Raw genomic sequence first — 26,511 nt, 5'->3', positions numbered from 1 at the left:
CATGGATTTCATTGGATTGGACTACACAACGCTGCGCGTGATCTGGTGGCTACTGCTCGGCATCCTGCTGATCGGGTTTGCGGTCATGGACGGGTTCGACCTGGGCGTGGGCGCGCTGCTGCCGTTTGTGGCGCGCACCGATGCCGAGCGCCGGCTGGTGGTCAACACCATCGGCCCGGTGTGGGAAGGCAACCAGGTGTGGCTGGTGCTCGGTGGCGGGGCAATCTTCGCAGCCTGGCCACCGCTGTATGCGGTGAGCTTTTCGGGCTTTTACCTGGCGATGTTCGTGATCCTGTTTGCGCTGATCCTGCGCCCGGTGGGTTTCAAGTACCGCGGCAAGCTGCCGGGGCAGCGCTGGCGCAGCAACTGGGACTGGGCGCTGTTTGTCGGCGGCTTCATTCCGGCGCTGATCATGGGCGTGGCGGTGGGCAACGTGGTGCTGGGTGTGCCGTTCCATTTCGACGACAGCCTGCGCGTGTTCTATACCGGCAGTTTCTTCGGGTTGTTGACGCCTTTCGCGTTGCTGGCTGGCCTGCTCAGCGTGGCGATGCTGGTGGCGCATGGCGCGGCGATGCTGGTGCTCAAGACCGACGGCCCGGTGGCGGACCGCGCGGCGCGCTACGGCAGTATTGCGGGCGTGCTCGGCGTGGCGTTGTTTGCCGGTGCCGGTGCCTGGGTGGCGTTCGGGTTGCCCGGCTATGTGGTGACCTCGGCAACGGTGACCGACGCGGCCACCGACCCGCTCGGCAAGACCGCCGCCCTCACCGCCGCCGGTGGCTGGCTGCACAACTACCACAGCATGCCGGCCACCGCGCTGGCGCCGCTGGTCGGCCTGCTGGGATTGGCCCTCAACGCGGCGCTGCTGCGCGCACGCCGTGGCGGCCTGGCGTTCATTGCCTCGGGCAGCGCCATCGCCGGCATCATCCTGACCGTGGGCTTTGCGCTGTTTCCGTTCCTGCTGCCCTCTTCCAGCGCACCGGGCTCGAGCCTGACGCTGTGGGATGCCTCCAGCAGCCGGCTGACGCTGTGGATCATGTTGCTGGCCACTGCGGTGTTCCTGCCGATCATCATCGCCTACACCACCTGGGTCTACCGCGTGCTCAAGGGCAAGGTCACCGCCGAAGAGATGGCCGGCAATCCCAACGCGTATTGAGCGCACCCCTGCGGGCACTGCTGCACAACGCACCAGCGCTCGCATGCCCACACTTCAACGCAACAAGGAGTACACCGATGTGGTATTTCGCATGGATTCTTGGCACCGGTCTGGCCGCACTGGCTGCCGTGCTCAACGGCATGTGGTTCGAAGCGCGCGAGCAAGACACACTGCGCCGATAAAAAAGTTGTCTGCAGTGCTTGCCGATTTGGCATTCCCTATGTAACATACGCGGCTCCTTCGGGGTGTAGCTCAGTCTGGTAGAGCGCTACGTTCGGGACGTAGAGGTCGCAGGTTCGAATCCTGTCTCCCCGACCAAGTTTCAAAACACACAACCGGCCTCGTGCCGGTTTTGTGTTTTCAGGCGCCGCCATAATGCTGTGGTCGGTGCGGACGGTCTGTCATGTCTGGTGCACTTTCTGCCGCTGCCTCACCTTCCACACAGCGACGTGGTCGCGGGGTGGTGCTGGCTGCGGTTCTGTTGTCTGCGTTCAATCTGCGCACGGCGGTGACCTCGCTGACGCCGCTGCTGGAACGCATCGCGCATGAGTACGATTTTGGTGCCCCCACGATGGGCGCGCTGGGCATGTTGCCCACTGCCGCGTTCGCGCTCACCGGCGTGGCCACGCCCGCGTTGCTGCGCCGGTTCGGGCTGCTGCAGACCGCACTGATTGCCATGGGCCTGGCCACGATCGGTTTGCTGGTGCGCCCGCTGTTGCCGGGCACCGGCGGATTGCTGCTGGGCTCGCTGGTGGCGCTGGCCGGCATGGGCGTAGGCAACGTGGTGCTGCCGCCGCTGGTGAAGCGCTATTTCGGTGACCGCGTGGGTGGCGTCAGCACGCTGTACATCACCGTGCTGCAGGTGGGCACGCTGTTGCCGGCGCTGATGGCGGTGCCGGTGGCCGATGCCTGGGGCTGGCGCAGTTCGATGATGGTGTGGATGCTGCCGGCGCTGCTGGCGTTGATCGCCTGGGCGCTGGTGCATGCGCGCCATCGCCGCCTGGCCGCGACCGGGCCGGCGCCGGTGACGCCCACCCCGGAGGCCGAAGGCCGCGTGGCGCGCACTGCGCTGGGCTGGAGCATGGCGCTGACCTTCGGCATGACCTCGCTGGTGACCTATTCGATGTTCACCTGGCTGCCGACGCTGTTCCGCGAGGCCGGTGCCTCGCCCGCCTTCGGCGGCACCATGGTGGCGTTGTTCTCGGCGCTGGGCATGGTTGGTGCGCTGACCATGCCCGCCCTGGCGGTGCGCCTGCGCAACCCGTTCCCCATCGTGCTGCTGTGCGCGGCCTGCCACCTGGTGGCGTTCGCCGGGCTGTGGTGGGCACCGCTGGCGGCGCCGATCCTGTGGGTCACCCTGCTCGGCCTGGGGCCCAGCACGTTCCCGCTGGCACTGGTGCTGGTCAACCAGCGCAGCCGCACTGCCGCCGGCTCGGCGGCACTGTCGGGGTTTTCGCAGGGCATGGGCTACCTGGTGAGCTGCCTGGGGCCGTTCCTGTTCGGCTGGCTGCACGCCCACCGCGGCGGCTGGACCTCGCCCTTCCTGTTCCTGGCCGCCTGCATCGTGATCCAGCTGGTGGCCGCCTGGGTGGCCTGCCGCCCGCAGTGGCTGGAAGACGTATGGGCGCCGCCGGCACGCAGCGCCCGTGGCGTCAACGCACCGGCAGACTGATGTAGCTGCCCTGCCCCGGCGCCACGTACACGCGCTGGGTCGCCTTCTGATAATCGCCGGGCTTGGCGAAGAAGACATTGGGCACATAGGTCTGCGGGTTGCGGTCGTACAGCGGGAACAGGCTGGACTGCACCTGCACCATCACCCGGTGGCCCGGCTGGAAGGTGTGATTGGCAGTGGGCAGGCCGAACTGGAATGCCAGCGGCTGATTGGCTGCCAGTGGCGCGGGCGTGCTGAAACTTTCGCGGTAGCGGCCGCGGAAGATCGCCATCGACACCGGCAGCTCATAGCCGCCCATCTTCGGGTCGGCCGCCATCTCGTCCGGGTAGACATCGATCAGCTTGACCACCCAATCGCTGTCGCTGCCGCTGGTGGACGCCTGCAGATGCACATCCGGCGCGCCGGCGATCTGCAGCGGTGCGGTCAGCGGCTCGGTGACGAAGGTGAGGACGTCCGGGCGGCCATCGACGAAGCGCTGGTCGTGCACCAGCCAGGTGGTCCACATGCTGCGGTCGCCGAAGTCGACCGGGCGTGGCACGAACGGCACCGGCTTGGCCGGGTCGGACACGTATTCCTCGAACGCCGGTTGCGCAGCCGTTGGCGCCTGGAACGACAGCTTGCCGCCCGCCTGCAGATACAGCGGCTTGCTCTTGGCGGCGCAGCCCTTGTCGCAGCTGCGTGGCCAGGCCTGCAGGCGGTCCCAATGGTTCTCGCCGGTGTTGTAGATGAACACGGGCGGCGTGGCGGCTTTCGGCGCGCCATCGACCAGGTACTGGTCGAAGAACGGGCGCAGCACATCGTGGCGGAACTGCCGCGCGGTATCGCCATCGAAGTTCAGCGCACCCAGCGCGCTGCCGTCGTAATTGACCTGGCTGTGCCGCCACGGCCCCATCACCAGGTAGTTGAGCGTGTTGCTCTTGTCGCGCGGCTCCATCGCCGCATAGCTGTGGATGGCGCCCCACATGTCTTCCTGATCCCACAGGCCCTGCAGCCACATCGTGGGCACCTTCAGCGGCGTACGCGCCATCACCTTGTCCAGTGCCTGCTCCTGCCAGAAGCTGTCGTAGGCGGCGTGTTCGGTGAGCTTGTGCCACCACGGCAGTTGTTCCAGACCCGCCGCCTTGGCGAAGTCACCGGCCGAGCCTGCGCGCAGGAAATTGCTGTAGTCGTCATGGCCCTGGCGCGCGATGCCGGTGCCCTTGCCGCGCTGGGTCAGCTGGCCGGTGAAGTAGTCGAAGTTCACCTGGCGGAACGCGCCGTAGTTGAACCAGTCGTCGCCCATCCAGCCGTCCACCATGGGGCTTTCCGGCACCGCGACCTTGAGCGCCGGATGCGGGTTGGTGAGTGCCATCACCACGGTGAAGCCTTCGTACGAGGAGCCGATCATGCCGACCTTGCCGTTGGATTCCTTGACGTTCTTGACCAGCCAATCGATGGTGTCCCACGCATCGGTGGCATGGTCGACCTCGCTGGGGTTGAGCGGCCCGCGTAACGGCCGGGTCATCACGTAATCGCCTTCCGAGCCGTACTTGCCGCGCACGTCCTGGATCACGCGGATGTAGCCACCTTCCACGAACACATCGTCGCCCTGCGCGAGCAGGTCATTCATGTGCGGCGACGCCATGCGCTCGGTGCGTCCGCTGGCGTTGTACGGCGTGCGCGTGAGCACCATCGGTGCATTGCGTGCGCCCTTGGGCAGCACGATCACCGTATGCAACTTGACCCCATCGCGCATCGGGATCATCACCTCGCGCTTGATGTAGTCGTTGGCAGCGTCGCTTGCCACGAACGGCTTGCCGGTGATGTCGGGGGTCATCGGCGAGGTCTGCGCCAGCGCCGCGCTGGTGGCGGCGGCAACGGCGGTAGCGAGCAGGCAGGCGGCAAGACGACGCATCGACGACTCCGGAAACTGGGGGGAAGTCGTCGACTGTAGGCAGCGCGCCGCCGCCGGGGGGAGTGTCAAAGGTCGTGGTTGCGGTGATCCGGCTGCCTGGCGGACGAGCAGGCTGCGCAGTTGGCGGCCTGCGCTAGCTGCGCGTCTGCGTCCGCGTGATGTCCGCACGGAAGGCGTACGCAGCGCAGACCCTAGATGCACTGCCTGCGCAGGTGATTTCCGGTTCGACACTCGGTTGCGGGTGACTGCGGGCGTTTCAGCGACAACGAGGAAGGACGGGGGTCACGATCGCCGGCGCCGGAGCAACGGCCCGGTGCATCGCGTAGCCCGCTGCTGCAACCATGCCTGCACTGGCGGCCTATGCACCAGCACGAGGCCAAGGCGTCAGTGCCGCACCTGCCCCTCACCACGCACCACGAAGCGCTCCACGGTCAGCGCCTCCAGGCCCATCGGGCCGTACGAATGCAGGCGCGTGGTGGAGATGCCGATCTCCGCGCCCAGGCCGAGTTCGCCACCGTCGGAAAATCGCGAAGACGCATTGACCATCACCACCGCCGAGCGCAGCGACTGCACGAACGTTTCGGCGTTGGCGGGCGTCTGCGTGGCGATCACCTCGGTATGGTCGGAGCCGTACTGGCGGATATGCGCCAGCGCGGTGTCCAGATCTGGCACCACGCGGATGGCCAGGATCAGGTCCAGGAATTCGGCGGCGTAGTCGTCGTCGCTGGCCGCGGCGATCTCGGGCAGCAACGCGCGCGTTGCCGCATCGCCACGCAGCTCGACGTTGCGCGCGCGCAACGCAGCGGCGGCGGCGGGCAGAAAGCGTTCGGCGATCTCTGCATGCACCAACAGTGTCTCCAGCGAATTGCATGCCGACGGCCGCGAGGCCTTGCCATCCACCAGCAGGCGCACCGCCAGGTCCACATCGGCCGATGCATCCACGAACAGATGGCAGACACCCTTGTAATGCTTGATCACCGGCACGCGCGCGTGTTCGGCAACGAAGCGGATCAGGCCTTCGCCACCGCGCGGAATCGCCAGGTCGACGATGTCGCTGAGCTGCAGCAGCTCCAGCATGGTCTCGCGCCGCAAGTCTTCCACCAGCGTCAGCGCCGCTTCGGGCACGCCGGCCTCGCGCAGGGCACGCTGCAGGGCGCGCGCAATCGCGGTGTTGGAATGAATCGCTTCGGAGCCGCCACGCAGGATCACGCCGTTGCCAGCCTTGATGCACAGCGCTGCCGCATCGGCGGTCACATTGGGGCGGGCTTCGTAGATCATCGCAATCACCCCCAGCGGCACGCGCACCTTCTGCACGCGGATACCGTTGGGGCGCACATCGTCGCGCGTGACCTGGCCCACTGGATCCGGCAGTGCTGCCACCTCGCGCAACGCCGCGCCCACTGCCGACAAGCGCGCCGGCGTCAGCGCCAGGCGATCGAGCATCGCCGCACCGGTGCCCTTCTCACGCGCCGCATCCACGTCACGCTGGTTGGCCTGCAGAATCTGCTGCGCATCGGTGTCGAGCGCATCGGCCATGGCCAGCAATAAGGCCTGCTTGGCGTCTGCGGACAATTGCGACAGCACCTGCGCGGCGTCGCGGCATTGCAGGGCGAGCGATTTGATGGTCATTGGGGGCAACCGGGAATGGGGAGTGGGGAATCGGGAATGGCAACGGCCTGCATCACTGCGTCGTCCACGTCTGAGCATCGGAAACACTACGGGTGTAAGCGCTGTCGCGATTCCCAATTCCCGATTCCCGATTCGCGGCTACAAAATTACCAGATCATCACGATGCACCACATTCTCGCCGTAGCTGTAGCCGAGGATCGGTTCGATCTCGCGCGAATGGCGGCGGGCGATGCGGCGCACATCCACTGCCGAATACTGGCTCACGCCGCGTGCCAGGCAGCGGCTGCCCGCGCTGTCGCGCAGGTGGATTTCCACCATGTCGCCACGGCGGAAATCGCCTTCGGCACCGGCCACGCCACCGGGTAGCAGCGAGGCGCCCTTGTCGGTGAGCGCCAGTGCGGCGCCGGCATCGATCAGGATCGTGCCCGGCTCCACCGGCGCATGCCGCAACCAGTACTTGCGCGCGGCAATGCGCGTGCGTGCGGCGTGGATGCGCGTGCCGCACAGCCGGTCCTGCGCCAGCCCGCGCACCACCTCGGCACTGCGGCCGTTGAACAGATAGGTTTCGATCCCGGCCGCACCGGCCTTGGCGGCGGCTTCCAGCTTGGTGCGCATGCCGCCGGTGCCCACGCTGCTGCCGCTGCCGCCAGCCATTGCCAGCACCTCGGCACTGAGTTCGGCCACCTCGTCGAGCGGGCGTGCCAGCGGGTTGCTGCGCGGGTCGGCGCTATACAGGCCATCGATATCTGTGGCGATGAACAAGGCATCAGCATCGACCAGCGCGGCCACGATCGCGGCCAGGTTGTCGTTGTCGCCGAGCTTGAGTTCGTCCACCGACACGGTGTCGTTCTCGTTGATCACCGGCAATGCGCCCAGCCGCAACAGTTCGCCCAGCGTGGCGCGCGCATTGAGGTAGCGGCGGCGGTTGCGCAGGTCGTCGTGGGTGAGCAGCACCTGCGCCACCGGGCGCTCGAAAAAGCGCTGCCACAACGCGATCAACTGCGCCTGGCCCAGCGCGGCCAGTGCCTGGCGCGCAGCGATGGCGGCGCCAGCTTCGGCTGCCTTGGGCAGGATGGCGCGCCCGGCCGCCACCGCGCCGGACGAGACGATCACCACTTCGCGCCCCGCCGCCAGATTGGCCGATACAAACTGCGCCAGGCCCAGCGCAAACCGCGGCGACAGGCCGCCGCCATCGGCCGCCAGCAGGCTGCTGCCGACCTTGAGCACTGCGCGCCGCCACGGCGGCAGCACCTGCTCGGTAAACAGCGAGGTCGCGACGACCGGCTGGGTCATGGCCGTGCCCTAGTGATTGCGGCAGCGATCACCACGTGTGCCACGCGGATGTGCAGCCTCACTGCGCGTTCCATTCGTACACCGTCAGCGTGGAGGCACCGCGCACGGCCAGGGGATCCTGCGCCACGATCTGCTGCGCCTGCGCCAGACCCTCGACATTGATCAATACGTACGCGCCACCGCTGCCGTCGCTGAAGCCCCCGGTCAACTCCAGTTGCCCGGCGGCTCGCAGCGCATCCAGAAAATCGCGATGGGGCTGCACCACATCGGCCGGGAAGTCGGGCTGGCGCATCGCCAGGACCAGATAGCGCGTGGCCATCAGTCGGCCTCCATTGGCGCGGCGCCCGGTGCCACCACGGCGGCGGTGGCCACAGGGGCGCCGGCAGTGGTCGTAAGCTCGGCCTTGCCATGCGGCGTGGAAATCACCAGGAACCGCGCCTGCTCGTCGGACAGGTTGTGCATCTGATGGGTCGAACCGGGCGTCACATGCAGGCCCTGGCCCACCTTGAGCACGTGCTGCTCGCCATCCACCTGCAACATCACCTCGCCGGCGAGTACATAGAAAAAATGCCGTGCACGGCTATGCCGGTGGCGTTGCTCCATCGCGCCGGGCGGCATGTGCTCTTCGAGCACGCTCAGCCCCGGGTCGCGCAGCAGGTGCCAGCCATCGCAGGCCTCGCCCCAGGGATAGTGCTCGGCGGTGTCGGCACTGAGGGTCGGGATCACTGCAGCGCCTCCCAGCGGGCGCGCAGCACATCCAGCTGCAGATCGGCCGCCGCACCGGGCGACACGCGTGCGGCCAGGCTGCCTTCCGGTGTGCGTCCCTGCCCTGCGCTGTCAGACGCGGCGGCGGCCGCCTTGTAGGCGTCGCGGAACGGCACCCCGGCCACGGCGGCTTCCACCGCCACATCGGTGGCGTACATGCCCGAATCGATCGCCGAACGCAGCTTGTCCGGCCGCCATTCCAGGTTGGCCAGCAAGGCCGGCAACAGCTCCAGCGCGGCCAGGCCGCGCGCAAAGCCGTGCACGATCGCGCCCTTGCTGCTCTGCAGATCGCGGTGGTAGCCGGACGGCAGCGACAGCAGCTGTTCGATCTCGGTGCGCGCCGCTGCCACGCTGGCGTGGGTGGCGCGCATCAGTTCGATGACATCGGGGTTGCGCTTGTTCGGCATGATCGAACTGCCGGTGGTGTACTGCGCCGGCAGCGCGACAAAGGCGAACTCGCCGCTGGTGAACAACGACAGATCCCAGGCAATCCGGCGCAGGTCCAGCGTGGCGCCACCCAGCGCTTCCAGTGCAGCCAGTTCGAACTTGCCGCGCGAGAGCTGTGCGTAGATGGGCGAGACCTGCAGGCGCGCGAAGCCTAGCTCGGCGGTGGTATGCGCACGGTCCAGCGGCAGATTGACGCCGTAACCGGCCGCGGTGCCCAGCGGGTTGGTGTCGACCAGCTTGAAGGTGTCGTTGGCGCGCACGGCGTTGTCGATGAAGGCCTCGGCCCACCCGGCCCACCACATGCCGGCCGAGGACACCACCGCACGCTGGATGTGCGTGTAGCCGGGCACCGGCAGCTCGGCTTCGGCCTGTGCGCGGTCCAGCGCCACCTTGGCCACCTCGGTGCTGAGCGCGGCCACGCGCTGCAGCTTGTCCTTCAACCATAGCCGCGTGGCCACCAGGATCTGGTCGTTGCGGCTGCGCCCGGTGTGGATCTTGCGGCCGGCATCGCCCAGGCGTTCGGTCAGCCGCGCTTCGATGGCCGAATGGCAATCCTCGTACTGCGCATCGAGCACGAACGCGCCGCTACGGAAGTCGCCGGCCAGCAGATCCAGTTGCTCGCTCAGCCCGCCCAGTTCCTCCAGCGACAGGATGCCGATGTGCTGCAGCCCCTGCGCATGCGCCTTGCTGGCCGCGATGTCATACAGGAAGAACTCGCGGTCCAGGATGACGTCATCGCCGGCCAGGAAGGTCTGGATCTTGGCGTCCACCGCCACGCCGGGTTTTTGCCACAACAGATTGGTCATCGGAAAGCGTCTCGAAATAAGTCGTCCAATTGAATCCCCGCAGATGGATGTGCGGGCGCTTGCGAGGGACGCGCATCAGCCAATTGCGGTCAATTCGTCCCAGCCCAGCGCCAGGTTGAGGTTCTGCATGGCCTGCGTGGCCGCACCCTTGAGCAGGTTGTCCAGCGTTGCCACCACCACCACGCGCTTGTTGCCCGGCGCCATGGTGAACCCACCGATCTGCACGCCCTGGGTGCCGGCGATACGGCTCACCCACGGCGCCTCGTCCACGATCTCGATCAAGGGCTCATGCGCATACCGCTCCAGGTAGCGTGCGTGGATCTGCTCGCGCGTCAACGGCTGCTGCAGCCACAGGTTCACGGTCATGGTGATGCCGCGGAAATGCGGCGCCACATGCGGCATGAATTCCACCGGCACGCCGAGCTGCGCGGAGACTTCGCGCTCGTGCATGTGGTTGGTCAGCGCGTACGGCATCAGGTTGTCGGCCAGCAACGCGGGATTGTTCTTGTCTGAAGGCGTGGTGCCCGCACCGGAATAGCCGGAGACGCCAAAGCACTGCGGCGGCCCTGCCAGTTGCTCGCGCAGCGGCGTGATCGCCAGCTGCATGGCCGTGGCATAGCAGCCGGGATTGCTGATGCGGCGCTGCCCGGCGTAGGTGTGGCGGGTGAGCTCCGGCAAGCCGTAATACCAAGCCGGATCGAAGCGGTAGTCGGCCGACAGGTCGATCAGCAGCGTCTGCGGCCGGCTGGCATCGATGGCCGCCACGAAGGGCTCGGCCTTGCCGTTGGGCAATGCCAGGATCACCACGTCCGCGGCCTTGGCAGCCACCGCGTCGGCGTCCAGGCTTTCATAGCGCAGCTCGCCCTGATAGCCGTCGCTGTGCTCGGCCACGCGCTGGCCGGCGAGCTCGCGCGAGGACACGAACACCAGCTGCAACTGCGGGTGCGCGGCAATCAGCTTGATCAGCTCCGCGCCGGTATGGCCGCGTGCGCCCACAATGCCGATGGTGGTTGGTTGAACAGTCATGCGTGTGCGTCCAGGCGGAACTGCAGGTGGCGTTTCACCCCGGCCCATTCCGCATTGATGATGGAAAACACCACGGTGTCGCGTGGCGTGCCGTCGGCGTGGCGCGTGTGATTGCGCAGCACCCCGTCCTGCTTTGCACCCAGCCGCGCGATGGCCGCGCGCGAGGTGTGATTGAACCAGCTGGTCTCGAACACCACGCTCAGGCAGCCGAGCGTTTCGAAGGCATGCCCAAGCAGCAGGCGTTTTGCCTCGGTATTGAGGCCGGTGCGCTGCACCCGCGGCGCGTACCAGGTGTAGCCGATCGACAGCTTCGGCACCGATGCATCCAGTGCGTAGTAGCGCGTGCTGCCGGCGATCTCGCCCGCCGCATCGCGCACCACGAACGGCAGCGCAGTGCCGTCCGCCTGCGCGGCCAACGCGGCGGCGATGTAGTCATCGACCTGCGCAGCACCGGGCACGCTGGTGTACCACAGGCGCGACAACGCGCCATCGGCCACTGCCGCACGCAAGCCATCGGCATGGGCAGCGCGCAGTGGCTCCAGCGTGACGTGCTGGCCGCGCAAGGTGGGCACCTCGCGCCAGAGCGTTTGCGATGCGGCGGCCGTCATTGCACTCACCCCAGCAAAGTGGGTTGACGCGTCGCGCAATGCGCCACGCAGTGCTGGATCTGCTCGAAGTTCTCCAGGCCGTACCAGAACACCTTCCACTTTTCCTGCTTGATGCAGCCGTCGGATTCGGCGTAGTAGAAAATGTTGACCTGGTTATTGTGACGCGAGCGCCAGAACAGCTGCGGGGTTTCTTCGCGCATCACGTTCCAGACCGCACGGCCCAGGCCTTCGCCCTGCGCGTCGTCGAGCACGGCGAACTTGTCCAGATAGGTCAACGTGCCCTCGCCCAGCATGCCTTCATCGGTAAGGATCACCGCCGCGCGGTAGTTCTCGCTGACGTAGGCACGCAGCAGCTTGGTGTTGCTGAAATAGTCCGGCACCAACGTGCGGCCGAAGCTGGATTCGATCAGGGACGTCAGCCGCGGCAGGTCCAGCGCGTCCCACGAGGTCGCGCGCAGTACGCGCTCGCCACGCCGCACCAGCGTGCCGGAACCCTTGTGGGTGAACAGTTCTTTGGCCAGATCCGCCGGCCGGGTGATCGATACCGACGACTCCAGCGGCAGCCGATCGAGCAGATCCTTGATCTGCTCGATCTTCACCCGCATGCCGCCGTTGATCCACGGCTGCTGCATCAGATGGTCGTATTCGGTGGACAGGTTGATCGAGTCGATCAGCTTGCCGTCGGCATCCAGCAAGCCGCCGGTGCCGGTGAGGAAGATGATCTTGTACGGCTGCAGTTCCTGTACCAGTTCGTTGGCGGCAAAATCGGCGTTGACGTTGAGGATCTGCCCGCTCGGGGTTTCGCCCAGGCTGGTGATCACAGGGATCGAACCGGCCTGCAGGCTGGCCTCGATTGGCGCAAGATTCACTGCCTTGACCTCGCCGACCAGGCCGTAGGTATCGCGATCCAGATATTCGGCTTCAAAGACGCCGCCAGTGATCGACGTCGCACGCGCGCCGTTCTGCTGCAGCGCTTCCACCAGCTTGAGGTTGGAGGCCTGAAACACCTTGCGCACGATCGCCAGGGCATGCGGCGAGGTCACGCGCAGGCCGTTGACGGTCTGCTTTTCGATGCCGGCGGCCGATAGCTCGGCATCCAGCTGCGGGCCCGCGCCGTGCAGCACGATCGGGGTGAGCCCTACTTCCTGCAGGAACGACAACGACGAGGTCAGCGCCTCCAGGTCGTCGCGCAACACCGCGCCGCCCACCTTGACCACCGCAAAGCGCTTGGCGTCCAGCTGCGAGAAACGCTTCAGGTACTGGCTGATCTCCTTCGCGCTGGCCATGCTCGAAAGCAGGCGCACGATGGTCTGGCGGGTCTGTTTGTGGGGCTGTGCAGGAAGGGACATTGCGGTGATCGTGGGAGGAATGGCCGCGCCAGGCGCGGAACGCAGGCTCAGTGCGAGCCGTTGATGATGCGGTTGACCGACTCGACGTAGCGCTGCAACTGCACCAGCGTCACGAACTCGTCGGCGGTGTGCGCCTGGGCGATATCGCCCGGGCCATAAACCAGTGCGGTGTAGCCGCCGGCCGAAAACAGCGAGGCCTCGGTCCAGAAGTCCACCGCATTGCCGATCGGCAGGTCCAGCGCGTCGGCCACATCGCGCGCCGCCAGGCGACGCTCTTCGGCACGTGCGATGTCGCCCGATGGCAGGCTGGGGCCGCGAAAGGTTTCTTCGAAATGCGCCGCAGCCGGATCGGCAAACCCGGCAAAGGTCGCCAACAGGCCATCCACATCCATGGACGGCAGCGGCCGGAAGCCAAAGCGCAGTTCGGCCGCCGGCGCGATCATGTTGGCCTTGATGCCGCCATCGACGCGGCCGATGTTGAAGCGTAATCCGGTCAGTCCGCCGAAACGGGCGTGCGCCAGCGACTCGACATGATCCAGCGCCTTGCCGCCCCAGCGCATCGCCTGATGCAGCGCGCTGGCAGCCGGATCCTGCTTGCCGGACGCATGCCCGGCACGGCCAGCAAAGCGCATCAGCACCGAGCTGATGCCGCGATGCGCCAGCACCGCCTCGCCCATGGTCGGCTCGGCCACCAGCACGGCGTCATACGGCAAGCCACGCGCCAGAAACGCCGCGATGCACCGCGGGTCATTGGCTTCTTCGTCGGACGAAAACAGAAACGCCACATCGCCATCGCCGGCATTGGCGGCCGCTACCAACGCCGCGGCCGCGCCCTTGATGTCGCAGACGCCCAGGCCGATCACCCGGTCCTCGGTGCGCCGCATCACGTGCGGATCGGCGCTCCACTGGGGCGAATCCGGCACCGTGTCCAGATGCACATTGAACAGGTACTTCGGCGTGCCACGCACCGCGTACAGGCTCACTGCCCCATCGCCATGATCGATCACTTCGACCTGGAAACCGGGCAACTGCGCACGCAGATAATCGAAGATGCCACCTTCGGCAGCGATCGCACGCGGCGGATTGCGGGTGTCGAAGGACACCAGCGTTTCCAGGTGTTCGAGGGTGGAGGCGAGTAGATCGGTCATGTCGGTTTGATCAATGGTCCGAAGTGGCGGCTGGATGAAAGTGTGCAAAGCACGGAGGCGCGCAAACGACTGGTAAATCTCATCGAAGCGATTCCTTCTTCCTCCGGGAAAAGGTGCCCCAAAGGGGCGGATGAGGGTACGGGCGAAGCCTGGTGCACTGCACATTGCGGGAGCTTTGCCCGTACCCTCACCCCAACCCCTCTCCCGAGGGGAGAGGGGCTTTGCCTACGTGCCTGGAAACCTCAGCGGTTGACCTGCGCATACAGCGTGGAGCTCATGCCGAACAGCTTGATGAACCCCTCGGCCTCTTCCACGCCCCAGTCGGCCGACTGGGCGTAGGTCGCGCCCTTGGCGTTGAGCAGGTGCGGCGAACGCACCGCCACCGCATCGACGCGGCCACCGCGAGTTTCCAGCGTGACTTCGCCATTGACCTTGGACTGCGACGACTTCAGGAACGCCTCGATATCGGTCTTGAGCGGGTCGTGGTAGAAGCCCTCGTACACCAGCTCCACCCACTTGCGCGCCACGTCCGGCTTGAAGCGGTTCTGCTGCTTGGTCAGCACCGCGTCTTCCAGCGCACGGTGCGCGGTGAGCAGCGAGATCAGGCCCGGCGCTTCGAACACGATGCGGCCCTTCAGGCCGATCACGGTGTCGCCGGTGTACACGCCACGGCCCACGCCGTACTGCGCGAACAAGGTGTTGAGCTTGGCCAGGATCTGCGCACCTGGCAGGGCCTTGCCGTCCAGCGCCACGGCCTCGCCTTCGACAAACTTCAGCGTCACCGTCAACGCTTCGGTCGGCCACGCGCTACGCGGTGCACACCAGCCGCGTGCGCCTTCGCCCGGTGCTTCCCAGCGATCGATCTCGCCGCCGGACATGGTCACGCCCAACAGGTTCTCGTTGATGGTGTAGGCCTTCTGCTTGGCACGCACGCCGAAGCCGCGCTCTTCCAGGTACTTTTGCTCGTAGGCGCGGGTCTGGGTGTGTTCTTTCTGGATCTCGCGAATCGGCGCCACAATCTGGTAGTCGCCCAGCGCCTTTACCGCCAGGTCGAAACGCACCTGATCGTTGCCCATGCCGGTGCAGCCGTGCGCGATGATCCGCGTGCCCAGTTCTTCGGCGCGCTTGAGCGCAGCATCGACGATCAGGTAACGGTCGGACACCAGCAACGGGTACTGGCCCTGGTAGCCCTCGCCGGCCCACACGAACGGCTTGACGAAGCCTTCCCAGATCGCCGGGCCGCCATCGACGGTGACATGGCTGGCTGCGCCCAGCTCGGCGGCGCGCTTCTCGATGAAATCGCGTTCTTCGGCATCCACACCGCCGGTATCGGCGAACACGGTGTGCACGGCATAGCCGCGCTCCTGCAGGTACGGAATGCAGAAGCTGGTGTCGAGGCCACCGGAGAAAGCGAGGACGATATCTTTGCTGCTCATGACGAAGTTCCTGGGGGCAAGGGAGAAAAGTTAGTCCGTCACCACGATGCGCGGTTCGCAGCGCACCGGGAAGTTGACCGAATTGGCGATGAAACAGGCTTGATGCGCGAGATGATGCAGGGCGTCGGCAGTCGCGGGGTCGCCTGCGGAAATGGTCACCGTGGGCTTGAGCACCACCTCGCTGAAACGGCCGCTGTCGGCGTCGGTGAACATGCTGCCGATCGCATCGTCCACATAGCCGCGCACCACGATGCCGGACTCGGCAGCCAGGTGCAGGTACCACAGCATGTGGCAGGCCGACAGCGACGACACCAGCAGATCCTCGGGATTGTGCAGCCCCGCGTCGCCGCGAAACAGCGGATCCGAGGACCCGACGATCGGCGGCTTGCCGGCGATGGCAATCTCGTGCTCGCGGCCGTAACTGCGATAGCTGTGCGTGCCCTGCCCGCGGTCACCGGTCCAGGTGACACGGGCGGCATAACGATGCGTGTGCTGGCTCACGGGCGGCTCTGACCCACCAGCGCTGCCATGATCGTCTTCTGCACATGCAGGCGGTTTTCGGCCTCGTCGATGGCGATGCAATTGGGCGAATCCATCACCGCATCAGTAGCCTTGACGTTGCGACGCAGCGGCAGGCAGTGCGAAAACACGCCGTTGTTGGTCAGCGCCATCTTGCGTTCGTCGACGATGAAATGCTGGTACTGGTCGCGGATCGGCTTTTCCGGCTCCCAGTTGCCGAAGAACGGCAACGCGCCCCAGCTCTTGGCGTACACCACATCGGCGCCGGCATAGGCACTGTCGATGTCGTGGCTGACCTGCAGCGAGCCACCGCTTTCGGCCACGTTCTGCGCCGCCCAGTCCATGTAGCGCTCGTCCAGGATGTAGTCCGGGGTCGGGCACAGCAGGGTCACGTCCATGCCCATGCGCGTGGCGATGGTCAGTGCCGAATTGGCTACCGCGGTGTTCAACGGCTTGGGGTGGTAGGTCCAGGTCAACACGTACTTCTTGCCGCGCAGGTCCGGGGTGCCGAAATGCTCCTGCAGCGCCAGCGCGTGCGCCAGCTCCTGGCACGGGTGGGTAATGGTCTCCATGTTGATCACCGGCACCGGCGAATACTTGGCAAAGCTCTTGAGCACCTGGTCTTCGCGGTCCTTGGACCAGTCGACGAACTTCGGGAACGCACGCACTCCGATCAGGTCGACGTAGCGCCCCAGCACGCGCGCCACCTCGGCGATGTGCTCCTCGGTATCGCCGTCCATCACCGTGCCCAGGTTGAATTCGATCGGCCACGCATCCTTGCCCGGCTGCAGCACCACCGCATGCCCACCCAGCTGGAACGCGCCCAGCTCGAAGCTGGTGCGGGTCCGCATGGACGGGTTGAAGAACACCAGCGCGATCGACTTGCCCTTCAGCTCGCTTCCCAGCTTGTTGCGTTTGAACAACGCGGCCTGGGTCAACAGCGCATCCAGTTCGGCGCGGCTCCAGTCCTGGGTGTTCAAGAAGTGCTTCAGTGACATCGATCGATCCTTTGCTGCGTACTTCTGCTGCGTGGTCCGCCGCGAGCGACGGGTTGCGCGGAATGCGCGGTTCTTGCGAGTGAAACTTTTCCCGGGCCCGAAACGAAAAAACCCAGCCGCGGGCTGGGTTTTCGAAACAGGCAGCAAAACGCTCCGGTTACCCAGCGAAAATGTGGGATTCCGGTCGGCGGGCACGCGACGTCATGCCGGAGGCCATCCGGGCGGCGCTGGTGTCGTGCTGAAAGGCGTTTGCGTGCATAGGGCGCGAATCCTCGCACGCATGCGGGCACGGCGCAACCGCCGCGGGCCTCATCGCGGCGGCGCGACGATGGCGTCGGGAATGTACGGGGTCACCGAGACCCGGATCCGCAGCCGGTTGCCCGGGTCTTCCGGCAGCCGGGAACGGTATTTGGTGCCCTTGTAGACGTAGTCCACGTCGAAGGCGATCGGCCGGCGGAACTCGCGCGGCACTTCCACCACCTTGCAGTTGCGCCGCGTGCTGGTCGGCGGCACCGCCGCCGGGGTGGCCGGCTCGGGCTGGCGCGAGAACATTTCCTTGACCGAATCCATCATTCGGTTGATGCGGCCTTCGCCGGACTCGACGGGCGCGGTGGCCACCGCAGCGGCCTGCTCGGCCTCGCACTGCTCTTCGATGCGGGTGGCGCGCAAGGTCTGGTAGACCGGCTCCACGTTAAGCACCTGGGCATAGTCCAGCTTGACGTTTTCGATCACGACCACCCGGTTTTTCACGTCGGGCTCTGCCGCCTGCACCGGCAATGCCTGCCAGGCCAGCACACACAGCATGGAGAACGGGAGAAGTCGCATCAGGACCAAGGAGGCGGAGCAGAGCAATACGTAAGTGTATGGAGCTTGCGAGACCTTGGGCTGAACGCAGCCCATCCGTTGCCATCGCTTGTCTGCCGGTTCGCCGCATCGCCGCGACCGGCTAGAATCGCGCAGTTACCCTCGCCAAGATGCCGATGAGCCTGCGCCTGCACAACAACCTGACGCGGCGGGTCGAGCCGTTCGCACCGCTCGATCCGTCCAGCCCCACCCTGTATGTGTGCGGGCCCACGGTCTACAACTATGCGCATATCGGCAATGCGCGTGGCCCGGTGGTGTTCGATGTGCTGGCGGCGCTGCTGCGCCGGCGCTATGGCGCACTGCGCTACGCACGCAACATCACCGACGTGGACGACAAGATCAACGCCGCCGCCCAGGCCCAGGGGGTGCCGATCTCGACCATCACTGACCGCTTCGCGGCGATCTACCGCCAGGACATGGCCGCGCTCGGTGTGGTGCCGCCGGATATCGAGCCGGAGGCCACCGCGCACATCCCGCAGATCGTGGCGATGATCGAACAGCTGATCGCCAGCGAGCATGCCTATGCCGCCGAAGGCCATGTGCTGTTCTCGGTGGCCAGCTTTGCCGACTACGGCAAGCTGTCACGCCGCGATCCCGATGAAATGCTGGCCGGCGCACGCGTCGATGTGGCGCCCTACAAACGCGACCCTGGCGACTTCGTGCTGTGGAAGCCCTCCAGCGACGACCTGCCCGGCTGGGACTCGCCGTGGGGCCGCGGCCGCCCCGGCTGGCATATCGAATGCTCGGCAATGGCCGCCACGCATCTCGGGCCGACCATCGACATCCACGCCGGCGGCGTGGACCTGCAGTTCCCGCATCACGAAAACGAAATTGCGCAGAGCGAGTGCGCCCACGGCGGCGCCGTCTTCGCACGGTTCTGGTTGCACAACGGCATGCTCAACTTCAGCGGCGCCAAGATGAGCAAGTCGCTGGGCAACATCGAAACCGTGCACGACCTGATCGCCAAGCACCCGCCCGAAGCGCTGCGTCTTGCGTTATTGAGCGCGCATTACCGCCAGCCCCTGGATTGGTCGGATGGCTTGATTGAGACCGAGACCAACAGGCTCGACGGCTTGTACAAACTGCTGAATCGTTTGAAGGCTTTTGATGAAGTTCAAGCTTCGATCCCTGACGAGATTGAAGATGCATTGAACGAAGACCTCAATACGCCGTTGGCTCTCAGAGTGCTGGCAAAATTCGCTGACCGGGCGCGTCGCGCACTGAAGGAGTTTGCACCGCCAGGCGGGCCAGACAGCGAGCAGACCGGCAGCATCGACGCCGTGAAGAAAGCCAAAGCCGAACTCCTCGGCGCTGGTTTGGCCCTGGGACTGTTGCAACAAGATCCGGCCGCTTGGTTATCGCGTGGCAACAAGGCCGGCACCAGCACCGATGCCGGCGATGATGCGCGTATCGCCGCCCTGGTCGACGAACGCAGCGCAGCGAAAAAAGCCAAGGATTTCGCCCGCGCCGATGCCATCCGCCAGCAGCTGGCCGACGAAGGCATCGTGCTGGAAGACACTGCGCAGGGCGTGCGCTGGAAGCATGCATGACTTTATTCCCTTCTCCCTCCGGGAGAAGGTGCCCCGCAGGGGCGGATGAGGGTGCGAGCGAAGCCACGTGCATCGATTTTTTTGAGGTAAGCGCGAAGCCACCCGAATCGAACTCCAGCGAAGCTTCGCCCGTACCCTCACCCCGGCCCGCGCTGGCGGCGCGGGCGCTCCAAGGCCCGCGCGCCAGTGGCGCGCAAACCGTGCCTTCTCGCCCCGGAGGGAGAGGGGCTTTGACCGAACGACCCTGGATTTTGCGAATGATTCTGGAATTTTGATGACCACCACCCCCTTCCCGCTAGAACCCACCGCCGTCGAAGCGCAAGCCACCATCGCCGAGGAATTTTCCTTCTTCGGCGACTGGTCCGAGCGCTACCAGTACCTGATCGACCTGGGCCGCAAGCTGCCCACCTTCCCGGAACAGTGGAAGAGCGAAGAACACCGCCTGCACGGCTGCCAGTCGATGGTGTGGATCGTGCCGGAGGGCAACGCCGAGCGCCTGGACTTCCACGCGGTCAGCGATTCGGCCATCGTCTCCGGCCTGATCTACCTGGCGCTGCGCGTGTACTCGGGCCGTAGCGCGCAGGAAATCCTGGCGACCGAGCCGGACTACATCGCCGGAATCGGCCTGGCCAAGCACCTCTCACCGACCCGCAGCAATGGCGTGGCCGCGATGCTGGCCTTCATCCGCGACACCGCCCGCGCGCAGCAGTGAGCACGCCCACGCCGTCACGGGCAGCCTCGCTGCGCACGCTGCTGACCTACCCCGGCTTCGGGTTGATCCTGCTGTACCGCGTCAGCGCGATGCTGTCCTACCAGATCGTTGCGGTGACGGTGGGCTGGCACATCTACGAGATCACCCGCAGTCCGCTGTCGCTGGGATTGATCGGGCTGGCGGAAATCCTGCCGTTCTTCTGCATCGCCCCGTTCGCCGGGTATCTGGTCGACCATCTGCCGCGGCGCCGGCTCGGCATGACGGCCGCGCTGGGCCTGGTGGCCACCGCCCTGATCCTGACGGCCATCACGCATGGCTGGTTGCCAGTCAACGGCGTGTGGCCGATCTATGCGGCCATCGCGCTGACCGGCGCCGCGCGCTCGTTCCTGTCGCCGGTGTACAACGCCTTGTTCGCACGCGCCCTGCCGCGCGAGGCCTTCGCGCGTGGCGCCAGCATCGGCAGCGTGACCTTCCAGGCCGGCATGGTGATCGGCCCGGCGCTGGGCGGCGTGCTGGTCGCCTGGGGTGGCAAGGGCCTGGCCTATGGCGTAGCGGCAAGCGTGGCGCTGGTGGCCATCCTGGCGCTGTTCCTGCTGCGCGTGACCGAGCCGGTCAACGCAGGCCCGCGTGCACCGATCTTCCGCAGCATTGCCGAAGGCGCGCAGTTCGTGTTGTCCAACCAGATCATGCTCGGCGCGATGGCGCTGGACATGTTCTCGGTGCTGCTCGGCGGTGCGGTGTCGATGCTGCCGGCCTTCATCCACGACATCCTGCACTACGGGCCGGAAGGGCTGGGCATCCTGCGCGGCGCACCTGCGCTGGGCTCGATCCTGGTCGGCGTGTGGCTGGCGCGGCACCCGCTGCAGCGCAACGCCGGGCGCATTTTGCTGCTGTCGGTGGCCGGGTTCGGGCTGTGCACGATCGCCTTCGGCCTGTCGCGCCACTTCTGGCTGTCGGCGGCGATCCTGCTGGCCTACGGCATGTGCGACGGCGTGTCGGTGGTGGTGCGGCAAACCATCCTGCAGCTCGCCACGCCGGACGCGATGCGCGGCCGGGTGTCCTCGATCAACGGCATCTTTATGGGCTCGTCCAACGAACTGGGCGCGTTCTACGACGGGGTGATGGCGCGACTGGTCGGCCTGGTGCCGGCGGTGGTGATCGGTGGCTGCGTGACCCTGGGCGTGGTGGCGACCACTGCGTGGAAGGCCCCGAAACTGCGCAAGCTGGATTTGCGCGATCTGCAGTAGCCGCTACATGTAGCGTGGTCGAGTTTGCGTGCGCCTGCTCGCGAAAATGGGCGGCGCAGATACGGCCGTGCGAACAGCCACTACTAGCAATGCGTGACGATGCGTGACGCCGCTGGCGCAGTATGGAGAGCCATCGCGACCATAGCGTGGCGCGGACTACCGCAGCGGCTTCTTGGCCACCGGTAGATGGGCTGGCATCTCCATCGACGCATGCTCCACGTAGGAGCGCGCTTGCGCGCGAGGGGCATTCCCGGGAACGCCTCTCGCGCGCAAGCGCGCTCCTACAAGGGCATTGCTGTCGCGTGTGAGGCGTTGCGTGTGCGACTGCTGCACAACGCGCTGCACATCCGCCTCTGGGTCGTGCTTGCAGTAGCCGCTGCAGTCCGCGCACGCAATAGGGTCGAGAGTGTGCGCCGCCGATCGCGGAAGTAGGCGGCACATACACGGCCGCCTGGACAGCCGCCGCGATCACAGCGTGGCGCGAACTACCGCCCCCGCTTCTTGGCGATCCATACATTAAGCTGACGTTTCGATCAACGCATGCCCACGTAGGAGCGCGCTTGCGCGCGAGGGCATTCCCGGGAACGCCTCTCGCGCGCAAGCGCGCTCCTACAAGTGCGTTGCTTTTGGTTGTGAAGCTTCGATGCGCGCGCAACCGCGACACAACTACTGGCTGGGTCCTCCAGCAACGCCCGCAAACCCGCGGCCTCGCCTTCATTGGCAGCCCTAGCGATCAGCGCCTGCACGCCTGATCGGTAGGCCGTCTGCTGCGTCTGTGCGGCCGGCACCGCCACGTCGGGGATCACGCCACTGCGCTCCAAATTGCCGCGGGTGATCGGGCTCACTAACCGGGCGTAGGGCACCACCGCAACAACCTGGTTACTGATCTTGAAGCCGCGGCTTGGATGCGCACCGCAAGCGGTGACCTCGCCCACCACCGTGGCGCGCGCCAGCGCCTGCAGCGCATACGCAACGTCTTCGGCTGCCAAAAAGGTCTGCTGGCTGCTCAGGAGGTACACCGGTTTGCTGCCACCAAAAGCCTGCCCTGGCAGACCCGGCGTGGTCCAGGCTTGCTCGATCACTCCGCCCTTGCGGGTCACGATGTCGTGCAAGCGCACGCGCGTGTCGAACCGATAGCTGGCCAGCTACGCCACCATCGCCGGGTCGCCGGGTCGCCGGGTCGCCGGGTCGCCGCCACCGTTATCGCGCAGGTCAATGATCAGCGCATCGGTATTAGCGACGAAGTCCGTCGCCGAACTCGCGGTCGCTGCGGCCAGGTACGGGTAGGCGAAGAGGCGGAACTTCTCGTAGCCGATGTTGCCGGGCAGGCGCTGGACCTTGTCGAATGCGAAGTTGCCCTTGACCACCGCCGGGCGCGTAGCCCACGACAAAAGCCCCGCACTAGGCGGGGCTTGGTCGCAATAGTAGACAACCGCCCTAACGGGTGATCAGTCGCCCTGCTGCTTCTGCAGGTGTTCCCAACGCTCCTGGGCGTCGATGGTGCGCTCGGCGGTCAGGCGCGCCTCCAGGCGGTCCAGGCCGATCTCTTCGCCGGTGTCCACGCAATAGCCGTAGTCGCCGTCTTCCAGACGCTTGAGCGTGCTGTCGATCTTGGAGATCAACTTGCGTGCACGGTCGCGCGCGCGCAACTCGAGCGAGTTCTCGGTTTCGCGGGTGGCACGTTCGGCTTCGTCGCCGATGTCACGCACTTCTTCGCGCAGGTTCTCGATGGTCTGCTTGGACTCTTCCACCATCTCGTTGCGCCAACGCTGCAGGCGCTGACGGAAGTACTCCTGCTGCAGCTTGCTCATGTACTCCTCGTCCGCGGAGGGCTTGTAGCCCTGCGGCAGGATCGGGCGGCCGGTGGTTTCGTCGGTCTTGTAGTCGACGACCTTGTACTTGGCCTTCGGGGTCGAGCCCGACGGTTTGGAGGTCACGGCCACAGCCACCTTGCCGACCGGACGGGTCGCGGCGGGCTTGGCGGGGGCTTCGGTTTTGGTTGGCGTTTTTGCTGAGGATTTCGAAACGGGCACGGGATTCTTGGATGACGGGGTCGCAGACTTCGCCGGCTTCGCAGGGACGGCCTTGGAGGCCGGTGCGGGCGCGGGCTTGGCAGCCTTGACCGGGACTGACTTGGCCGGAGCCGGCGTGGTGGCCGGCTTCGGTACGGACTTGGTGGCCACCGGCTTGGTGACCGGCTTGGCGGCAGCCGGAGCTGCCTTGCTCGCCGCCGGCTTGGCAGCACTCTTGGCGACGGGTTTCACGGGCTTGGGCGCTGCGGGTTTCGAGGCCGGCGCCGGCTTGGCAGCGGTCTTGGTCGCAGGTGCCTTCTTGGCAACCGGTTGCTTGGCGGCCGGGGTCGCCTTCTTGGCGGCCGGCTTGGCAGCGGCAGGCGCCGCGGCCTTCTTGGCAACAGGCTTGGCGGACTTCTTGGCGGCCTGGACGGCCTTTTGTGCAGTTTTTTTAGCAGCCACGAAACGCTCTTCCTTGGTTCCCCCGGGGCCCGGGAAAGCGGGCCTTTATAGCCTACCCCACAGACCCCCGGCAACCACGTATTAATCCAAGTGGCATATCATTGGCAAGTGATCGGACGCCTGCTCATCGCGCTGCTGCGCTTCTACAAGCGGTTCATCAGCCCCCTGCTGGGACCGCGCTGCCGTTTTGCGCCCAGCTGCTCGGAGTATGCGATGACTGCCATCGCCCGCTTCGGTCCGCTCCGCGGCAGCTGGCTGGCTGCACGCCGCTTGGGCCGCTGCCATCCGTTCCATCCGGGCGGGTTCGACCCCGTTCCCGATGCGCCCACATCTTCCCCCTCTTCCTGCCGCTGCAAAGGACCCCATCCATGAGCCGAACCGTCATCGTCAACGCCCGCCTGGTCAATGAAGGCAAGGAGTTCGACGCCGATCTCCTGATCGAAGGCGGCCGCATCGCCCGCATCGACAGCCATATCGCACCGGCTGCCGGCGACACCGTGGTGGATGCGGCCGGCCGCTGGCTGCTGCCCGGGATGATCGATGACCAGGTGCACTTCCGCGAGCCGGGCCTGACCCACAAGGGCGACATCGCCACCGAATCCGGTGCCGCGGTGGCCGGTGGCCTGACCAGCTTCATGGACATGCCCAACACCAATCCGCCGACCCTGAACGCCGACGCGCTGCAGGCCAAGTACGATGCGGCCGCCGGGCGCGCCTGGGCCAACTACGGCTTCTACATGGGCGCCAGCAACGACAACCTGGCCCACATCCAGTCGCTGGACCCCAAGACCGCACCCGGCATCAAGGTGTTCATGGGCGCCTCCACTGGCAACATGCTGGTGGACAACCCCGAGACGCTGGATGCGATCTTCCGCGACGCCCCCACGCCGATCATCACCCACTGCGAAGACACCCCCACCATCGATGCCACGATGGCCGCCTACAAGGAAAAGTACGGCGACGCATTGACTGCCGAGATGCATCCGGACATCCGCTCGCGCGAAGCCTGCCTGAAGTCCTCGCAGCTGGCGGTGTCGCTGGCGCGCAAGCACAACACCCGCCTGCACGTGCTGCACATCTCCACCGCCGATGAATTGATGCTGTTCGAAGCCGGCCCGCTGGTGGATGCCGATGGCAAGGTGCGCAAGCGCATCACCGCCGAGACCTGCATCCATTTCCTGCGCTTTGACCGCAGCGATTACGCGCGCCTGGGCAACCTGATCAAATGCAATCCCGCGATCAAGGATCCCGAGGACCGCCTGGCATTGATCGAGGCCTTGGCCGAAGACGTCATCGACGTGCTCGCCACCGATCATGCCCCGCATACCTGGGACGAAAAGCAGAAGCCGTATGCGCAGGCACCCTCGGGCTTGCCGCTGGTGCAATACGCGCTGGTCGCCGCGCTGGAGCTCGTGCATGAAGGCAAGCTGCCGATCACCCGTATCGTGCAGAAGTTTGCGCATGCGCCGGCGCAGTTGTTCGACGTGGAGCAACGCGGCTTCCTGCGCGAAGGCTACTTCGCCGACCTGGTGCTGATCGACAACAGGCCGTTCACCGTCAAGCGCGAACAGGTGTTGTCCAAGTGCGGCTGGTCGCCGTTCGAAGGCACCACCTTCCGCTCACGCATCGCTGCAACCTGGGTCAACGGCCAGCAGGTGTGGGATGGCGAACAGCTGGTGGGCAGTGCCGCCGGCCAGCGCCTGACCTTCGACCGCTGATGCGTGCACTGCTGATGGGCGCGGCGCTTGCGCTGGCGCCGTGCACATTGCTCACGGTGCCGGTGTCTGCGCAGGAGCCCGCCGCTGCAGACGGGCGCGTGGTGTTTCCGGCCAGCGCCTCGCAAGGGGCGATGGTGATCGGCAAAGTGCCGGCGGGCAGCCGGGTCGAGTACGCCGGCCGCGCGCTGCGCGTGAGTGGTTACGGCAGCGTGGTGTTCGGCATCGGCCGTGACGCCACCGGCCCGTTGCAGGTGCAGATCACCCGCGCCGATGGTGGAAAGGAGACCGCAACCATCGCGGTCACTCCGCGCGACTGGCCGGTGGAGCGCGTCAACGGCGTGCCGCCAAAGACCGTCAACCCACCACCGGCCATTGCCGAGCGCATCAAGCGCGAGCAGGCGCAGGTCACTGCCGCACGCGATCGCGACGACCCACGCGCCGATTTTGCGCAGCCCTTCGTGTGGCCGGTCCAGGGCCGCATCAGCGGCCGCTTCGGCAATGCGCGCGTATACAACGGCCAGCCTGGCGCCGGTCATTCGGGCATGGATATCGCCGTGCCCACCGGCACGCCGGTCAAGGCGCCCGCCGCTGGCGTGGTGACCTTTGCGGCACCGGATCTGTACCTGACCGGCGGCACGCTACTGCTCGACCACGGCTTCGGCATCAGTTCGAACTTCCTGCACCTGTCGCGGATCGACGTGAAGGTAGGCGATCGCGTGGAGCAGGGGCAGGTCATCGCCGCGGTGGGCGCCACCGGGCGCGCTACCGGGCCGCATCTGCATTGGGGGATGAATTGGTTCGATGTGCGGATTGATCCCTTGTTGGTGCTTGAGCGCGGGAAGTAAGTGCCAGTGGGCGGCTTTTCCCTTCTCCCCTCGGGAGAAGGTGGCGCGTAGCGCCGGATGAGGGTGCGGCTGCTACTGGTTAACTGAGTAACCGTACCCTCACCCCAACCCCTCTCCCGGGGGGAAAGGGGCTTTCACTTGCCGGCAGCGAAGCGTGTCGTCGACGATTGCGTACAATTGTTGATTGATCGAATGCCTGGGCTGTGGGCTGTGGCAATGCCAGTTTGCGCAGCAAGCGCTCAACCCGTGCACGCTCACAGCCACCCGTGGACACCTCCCTTCTCCCACCGGGCGAAGGTGGCGCGTAGCGCCGGATGAGGGCGCGCCGGCTGCTGGTTAACTAAGCAACCGTACCCTC

Annotated in this window: 26 protein-coding genes and 1 tRNA gene; 10 read left to right on the top strand and 17 right to left on the bottom strand. The window is 66.2% G+C overall.

Annotation, left to right across the window (positions count from 1 at the left end; translation table 11 throughout):
• Nucleotide 1 precedes the first annotated feature (1 nt).
• The 4 genes from cydB to ACCQ09_RS09910 all read left to right on the top strand — a co-directional run bounded on the left by cydB (nt 2) and on the right by ACCQ09_RS09910 (nt 2,825).
• On the top strand, nt 2–1,153 hold the full coding sequence (gene cydB / locus ACCQ09_RS09925) for a cytochrome d ubiquinol oxidase subunit II (RefSeq protein WP_040941226.1): 1,152 nt from the start codon (nt 2–4) through the stop codon (nt 1,151–1,153).
• 77 nt (nt 1,154–1,230) lie between these two features.
• Complete coding sequence (cydX, locus tag ACCQ09_RS09920; protein ID WP_040941225.1) at nt 1,231–1,335, top strand: cytochrome bd-I oxidase subunit CydX; 105 nt, start codon at nt 1,231–1,233, stop codon at nt 1,333–1,335.
• A gap of 59 nt (nt 1,336–1,394) precedes the next feature.
• Nucleotides 1,395–1,471, top strand: a tRNA-Pro gene (locus ACCQ09_RS09915).
• A gap of 85 nt (nt 1,472–1,556) precedes the next feature.
• On the top strand, nt 1,557–2,825 hold the full coding sequence (locus ACCQ09_RS09910; RefSeq protein ID WP_012438181.1) for a CynX/NimT family MFS transporter: 1,269 nt from the start codon (nt 1,557–1,559) through the stop codon (nt 2,823–2,825).
• Here the strand turns inward: ACCQ09_RS09910 and ACCQ09_RS09905 are convergent.
• The 14 genes from ACCQ09_RS09905 to ACCQ09_RS09840 all read right to left on the bottom strand — a co-directional run bounded on the left by ACCQ09_RS09905 (nt 2,806) and on the right by ACCQ09_RS09840 (nt 17,568).
• Entirely contained in the window at nt 2,806–4,719 is a 1,914-nt protein-coding gene (locus ACCQ09_RS09905; protein ID WP_040941224.1) for a CocE/NonD family hydrolase, read from the bottom strand. The genes ACCQ09_RS09910 and ACCQ09_RS09905 overlap by 20 nt on opposite strands.
• A 384-nt stretch (nt 4,720–5,103) precedes the next feature.
• The gene (locus tag ACCQ09_RS09900) at nt 5,104–6,348 is read right to left on the bottom strand and encodes a glutamate-5-semialdehyde dehydrogenase (RefSeq protein ID WP_040941223.1); all 1,245 of its coding nucleotides are present in this window, start codon (nt 6,346–6,348) and stop codon (nt 5,104–5,106) included.
• A gap of 138 nt (nt 6,349–6,486) precedes the next feature.
• A complete protein-coding gene (proB, locus tag ACCQ09_RS09895) occupies nt 6,487–7,641 on the bottom strand; it encodes a glutamate 5-kinase (protein WP_040941222.1) in 1,155 nt (384 codons plus the stop codon).
• Nucleotides 7,642–7,699: 58 nt separating this feature from the next.
• Nucleotides 7,700–7,960: a YciI family protein gene (locus tag ACCQ09_RS09890; RefSeq protein ID WP_012438175.1), complete on the bottom strand. Its 261-nt coding sequence runs from the start codon at nt 7,958–7,960 to the stop codon at nt 7,700–7,702.
• Entirely contained in the window at nt 7,960–8,367 is a 408-nt protein-coding gene (locus tag ACCQ09_RS09885) for a cupin domain-containing protein (protein ID WP_012438174.1), read from the bottom strand. The genes ACCQ09_RS09890 and ACCQ09_RS09885 overlap by 1 nt, the downstream gene beginning before the upstream one ends.
• On the bottom strand, nt 8,364–9,659 hold the full coding sequence (locus ACCQ09_RS09880) for an argininosuccinate lyase (protein WP_040941221.1): 1,296 nt from the start codon (nt 9,657–9,659) through the stop codon (nt 8,364–8,366). The genes ACCQ09_RS09885 and ACCQ09_RS09880 overlap by 4 nt, the downstream gene beginning before the upstream one ends.
• A 75-nt stretch (nt 9,660–9,734) precedes the next feature.
• A complete protein-coding gene (argC, locus tag ACCQ09_RS09875) occupies nt 9,735–10,685 on the bottom strand; it encodes an N-acetyl-gamma-glutamyl-phosphate reductase (RefSeq protein WP_040941220.1) in 951 nt (316 codons plus the stop codon).
• Complete coding sequence (locus tag ACCQ09_RS09870; RefSeq protein WP_019237602.1) at nt 10,682–11,293, bottom strand: GNAT family N-acetyltransferase; 612 nt, start codon at nt 11,291–11,293, stop codon at nt 10,682–10,684. The genes argC and ACCQ09_RS09870 overlap by 4 nt, the downstream gene beginning before the upstream one ends.
• Before the next feature lie 5 nt (nt 11,294–11,298).
• Nucleotides 11,299–12,642, bottom strand: coding sequence for an acetylglutamate kinase (locus ACCQ09_RS09865; RefSeq protein WP_019237601.1), 1,344 nt, complete (start codon nt 12,640–12,642; stop codon nt 11,299–11,301).
• A 47-nt stretch (nt 12,643–12,689) separates the two neighbouring features.
• Nucleotides 12,690–13,790 (bottom strand): acetylornithine deacetylase, encoded by a 1,101-nt coding sequence (locus ACCQ09_RS09860; protein ID WP_040941219.1) that lies wholly within the window; start codon nt 13,788–13,790, stop codon nt 12,690–12,692.
• Between the two features lie 242 nt (nt 13,791–14,032).
• A complete protein-coding gene (locus ACCQ09_RS09855; RefSeq protein WP_011037391.1) occupies nt 14,033–15,226 on the bottom strand; it encodes an argininosuccinate synthase in 1,194 nt (397 codons plus the stop codon).
• A gap of 30 nt (nt 15,227–15,256) precedes the next feature.
• Nucleotides 15,257–15,727 (bottom strand): OsmC family protein, encoded by a 471-nt coding sequence (locus ACCQ09_RS09850; protein ID WP_011037392.1) that lies wholly within the window; start codon nt 15,725–15,727, stop codon nt 15,257–15,259.
• On the bottom strand, nt 15,724–16,743 hold the full coding sequence (locus ACCQ09_RS09845) for an N-acetylornithine carbamoyltransferase (RefSeq protein WP_040941218.1): 1,020 nt from the start codon (nt 16,741–16,743) through the stop codon (nt 15,724–15,726). Before ACCQ09_RS09845 ends, ACCQ09_RS09850 begins: the two co-directional genes overlap by 4 nt.
• Nucleotides 16,744–17,052: 309 nt before the next feature.
• A complete protein-coding gene (locus ACCQ09_RS09840) occupies nt 17,053–17,568 on the bottom strand; it encodes a hypothetical protein (protein ID WP_029216968.1) in 516 nt (171 codons plus the stop codon).
• Between the two features lie 155 nt (nt 17,569–17,723).
• On the opposite strand from ACCQ09_RS09840, the gene cysS reads away from it, so the two are divergent.
• The 3 genes from cysS (at nt 17,724) to ACCQ09_RS09825 (ending at nt 21,116) form a co-directional block, all read left to right on the top strand.
• A complete protein-coding gene (gene cysS / locus ACCQ09_RS09835) occupies nt 17,724–19,157 on the top strand; it encodes a cysteine--tRNA ligase (protein WP_040941217.1) in 1,434 nt (477 codons plus the stop codon).
• A 274-nt stretch (nt 19,158–19,431) separates the two neighbouring features.
• Nucleotides 19,432–19,869, top strand: a complete 438-nt coding sequence (locus ACCQ09_RS09830) for a SufE family protein (RefSeq protein ID WP_016944485.1) — start codon at nt 19,432–19,434, stop codon at nt 19,867–19,869.
• On the top strand, nt 19,866–21,116 hold the full coding sequence (locus tag ACCQ09_RS09825) for an MFS transporter (RefSeq protein ID WP_040941216.1): 1,251 nt from the start codon (nt 19,866–19,868) through the stop codon (nt 21,114–21,116). The genes ACCQ09_RS09830 and ACCQ09_RS09825 overlap by 4 nt, the downstream gene beginning before the upstream one ends.
• A 533-nt stretch (nt 21,117–21,649) precedes the next feature.
• Here the strand turns inward: ACCQ09_RS09825 and ACCQ09_RS09820 are convergent.
• The 3 genes from ACCQ09_RS09820 to dksA are packed head-to-tail and all read right to left on the bottom strand — an operon-like array spanning nt 21,650 to nt 23,590.
• A complete protein-coding gene (locus ACCQ09_RS09820) occupies nt 21,650–22,228 on the bottom strand; it encodes a S41 family peptidase (RefSeq protein WP_228422154.1) in 579 nt (192 codons plus the stop codon).
• Between the two features lie 33 nt (nt 22,229–22,261).
• On the bottom strand, nt 22,262–22,507 hold the full coding sequence (locus tag ACCQ09_RS09815; RefSeq protein WP_230433816.1) for a hypothetical protein: 246 nt from the start codon (nt 22,505–22,507) through the stop codon (nt 22,262–22,264).
• A gap of 57 nt (nt 22,508–22,564) precedes the next feature.
• Nucleotides 22,565–23,590, bottom strand: a complete 1,026-nt coding sequence (dksA, locus tag ACCQ09_RS09810) for an RNA polymerase-binding protein DksA (RefSeq protein ID WP_011037399.1) — start codon at nt 23,588–23,590, stop codon at nt 22,565–22,567.
• A gap of 90 nt (nt 23,591–23,680) precedes the next feature.
• Here dksA and yidD point away from each other — a divergent pair, with 90 nt between their 5' ends.
• Genes yidD through ACCQ09_RS09795 form a run of 3 tightly spaced genes read left to right on the top strand, consistent with a single transcriptional unit; the run spans nt 23,681 to nt 26,153 of the window.
• Nucleotides 23,681–23,962 carry a membrane protein insertion efficiency factor YidD gene (yidD, locus tag ACCQ09_RS09805; protein WP_011037400.1) on the top strand — a complete coding sequence of 94 codons (282 nt, stop codon included), beginning with the start codon at nt 23,681–23,683 and terminating at the stop codon, nt 23,960–23,962.
• Nucleotides 23,959–25,308, top strand: coding sequence for a dihydroorotase (locus ACCQ09_RS09800; protein ID WP_116670768.1), 1,350 nt, complete (start codon nt 23,959–23,961; stop codon nt 25,306–25,308). The genes yidD and ACCQ09_RS09800 overlap by 4 nt, the downstream gene beginning before the upstream one ends.
• Complete coding sequence (locus tag ACCQ09_RS09795) at nt 25,308–26,153, top strand: M23 family metallopeptidase (RefSeq protein WP_012438160.1); 846 nt, start codon at nt 25,308–25,310, stop codon at nt 26,151–26,153. The genes ACCQ09_RS09800 and ACCQ09_RS09795 overlap by 1 nt, the downstream gene beginning before the upstream one ends.
• The last annotated feature ends 358 nt before the right edge of the window (nt 26,154–26,511 follow it).

Source organism: Xanthomonas sp. NCPPB 2586 (assembly GCF_041475775.2).
Classification (GTDB): domain Bacteria; phylum Pseudomonadota; class Gammaproteobacteria; order Xanthomonadales; family Xanthomonadaceae; genus Xanthomonas; species Xanthomonas campestris.
The sequence above is the reverse complement of the archived record's forward strand: the minus strand, read 5'-3'. Positions and strand labels throughout refer to the sequence as shown.

What these genes read in the sequence shown, in the direction of transcription:
- cydB (WP_040941226.1), top strand. Translation starts at nt 2, where the DNA reads ATGGATTTCATTGGATTGGACTACACAACGCTGCGCGTGATCTGGTGG.
- cydX (WP_040941225.1), top strand. Translation starts at nt 1,231, where the DNA reads ATGTGGTATTTCGCATGGATTCTTGGCACCGGTCTGGCCGCACTGGCT.
- ACCQ09_RS09910 (WP_012438181.1), top strand. Translation starts at nt 1,557, where the DNA reads ATGTCTGGTGCACTTTCTGCCGCTGCCTCACCTTCCACACAGCGACGT.
- ACCQ09_RS09905 (WP_040941224.1), bottom strand. Translation starts at nt 4,719, where the DNA reads ATGCGTCGTCTTGCCGCCTGCCTGCTCGCTACCGCCGTTGCCGCCGCC.
- ACCQ09_RS09900 (WP_040941223.1), bottom strand. Translation starts at nt 6,348, where the DNA reads ATGACCATCAAATCGCTCGCCCTGCAATGCCGCGACGCCGCGCAGGTG.
- proB (WP_040941222.1), bottom strand. Translation starts at nt 7,641, where the DNA reads ATGACCCAGCCGGTCGTCGCGACCTCGCTGTTTACCGAGCAGGTGCTG.
- ACCQ09_RS09890 (WP_012438175.1), bottom strand. Translation starts at nt 7,960, where the DNA reads ATGGCCACGCGCTATCTGGTCCTGGCGATGCGCCAGCCCGACTTCCCG.
- ACCQ09_RS09880 (WP_040941221.1), bottom strand. Translation starts at nt 9,659, where the DNA reads ATGACCAATCTGTTGTGGCAAAAACCCGGCGTGGCGGTGGACGCCAAG.
- argC (WP_040941220.1), bottom strand. Translation starts at nt 10,685, where the DNA reads ATGACTGTTCAACCAACCACCATCGGCATTGTGGGCGCACGCGGCCAT.
- ACCQ09_RS09870 (WP_019237602.1), bottom strand. Translation starts at nt 11,293, where the DNA reads ATGACGGCCGCCGCATCGCAAACGCTCTGGCGCGAGGTGCCCACCTTG.
- ACCQ09_RS09865 (WP_019237601.1), bottom strand. Translation starts at nt 12,642, where the DNA reads ATGTCCCTTCCTGCACAGCCCCACAAACAGACCCGCCAGACCATCGTG.
- ACCQ09_RS09860 (WP_040941219.1), bottom strand. Translation starts at nt 13,790, where the DNA reads ATGACCGATCTACTCGCCTCCACCCTCGAACACCTGGAAACGCTGGTG.
- ACCQ09_RS09855 (WP_011037391.1), bottom strand. Translation starts at nt 15,226, where the DNA reads ATGAGCAGCAAAGATATCGTCCTCGCTTTCTCCGGTGGCCTCGACACC.
- ACCQ09_RS09845 (WP_040941218.1), bottom strand. Translation starts at nt 16,743, where the DNA reads ATGTCACTGAAGCACTTCTTGAACACCCAGGACTGGAGCCGCGCCGAA.
- ACCQ09_RS09840 (WP_029216968.1), bottom strand. Translation starts at nt 17,568, where the DNA reads ATGCGACTTCTCCCGTTCTCCATGCTGTGTGTGCTGGCCTGGCAGGCA.
- cysS (WP_040941217.1), top strand. Translation starts at nt 17,724, where the DNA reads ATGAGCCTGCGCCTGCACAACAACCTGACGCGGCGGGTCGAGCCGTTC.
- ACCQ09_RS09830 (WP_016944485.1), top strand. Translation starts at nt 19,432, where the DNA reads ATGACCACCACCCCCTTCCCGCTAGAACCCACCGCCGTCGAAGCGCAA.
- ACCQ09_RS09800 (WP_116670768.1), top strand. Translation starts at nt 23,959, where the DNA reads ATGAGCCGAACCGTCATCGTCAACGCCCGCCTGGTCAATGAAGGCAAG.
- ACCQ09_RS09795 (WP_012438160.1), top strand. Translation starts at nt 25,308, where the DNA reads ATGCGTGCACTGCTGATGGGCGCGGCGCTTGCGCTGGCGCCGTGCACA.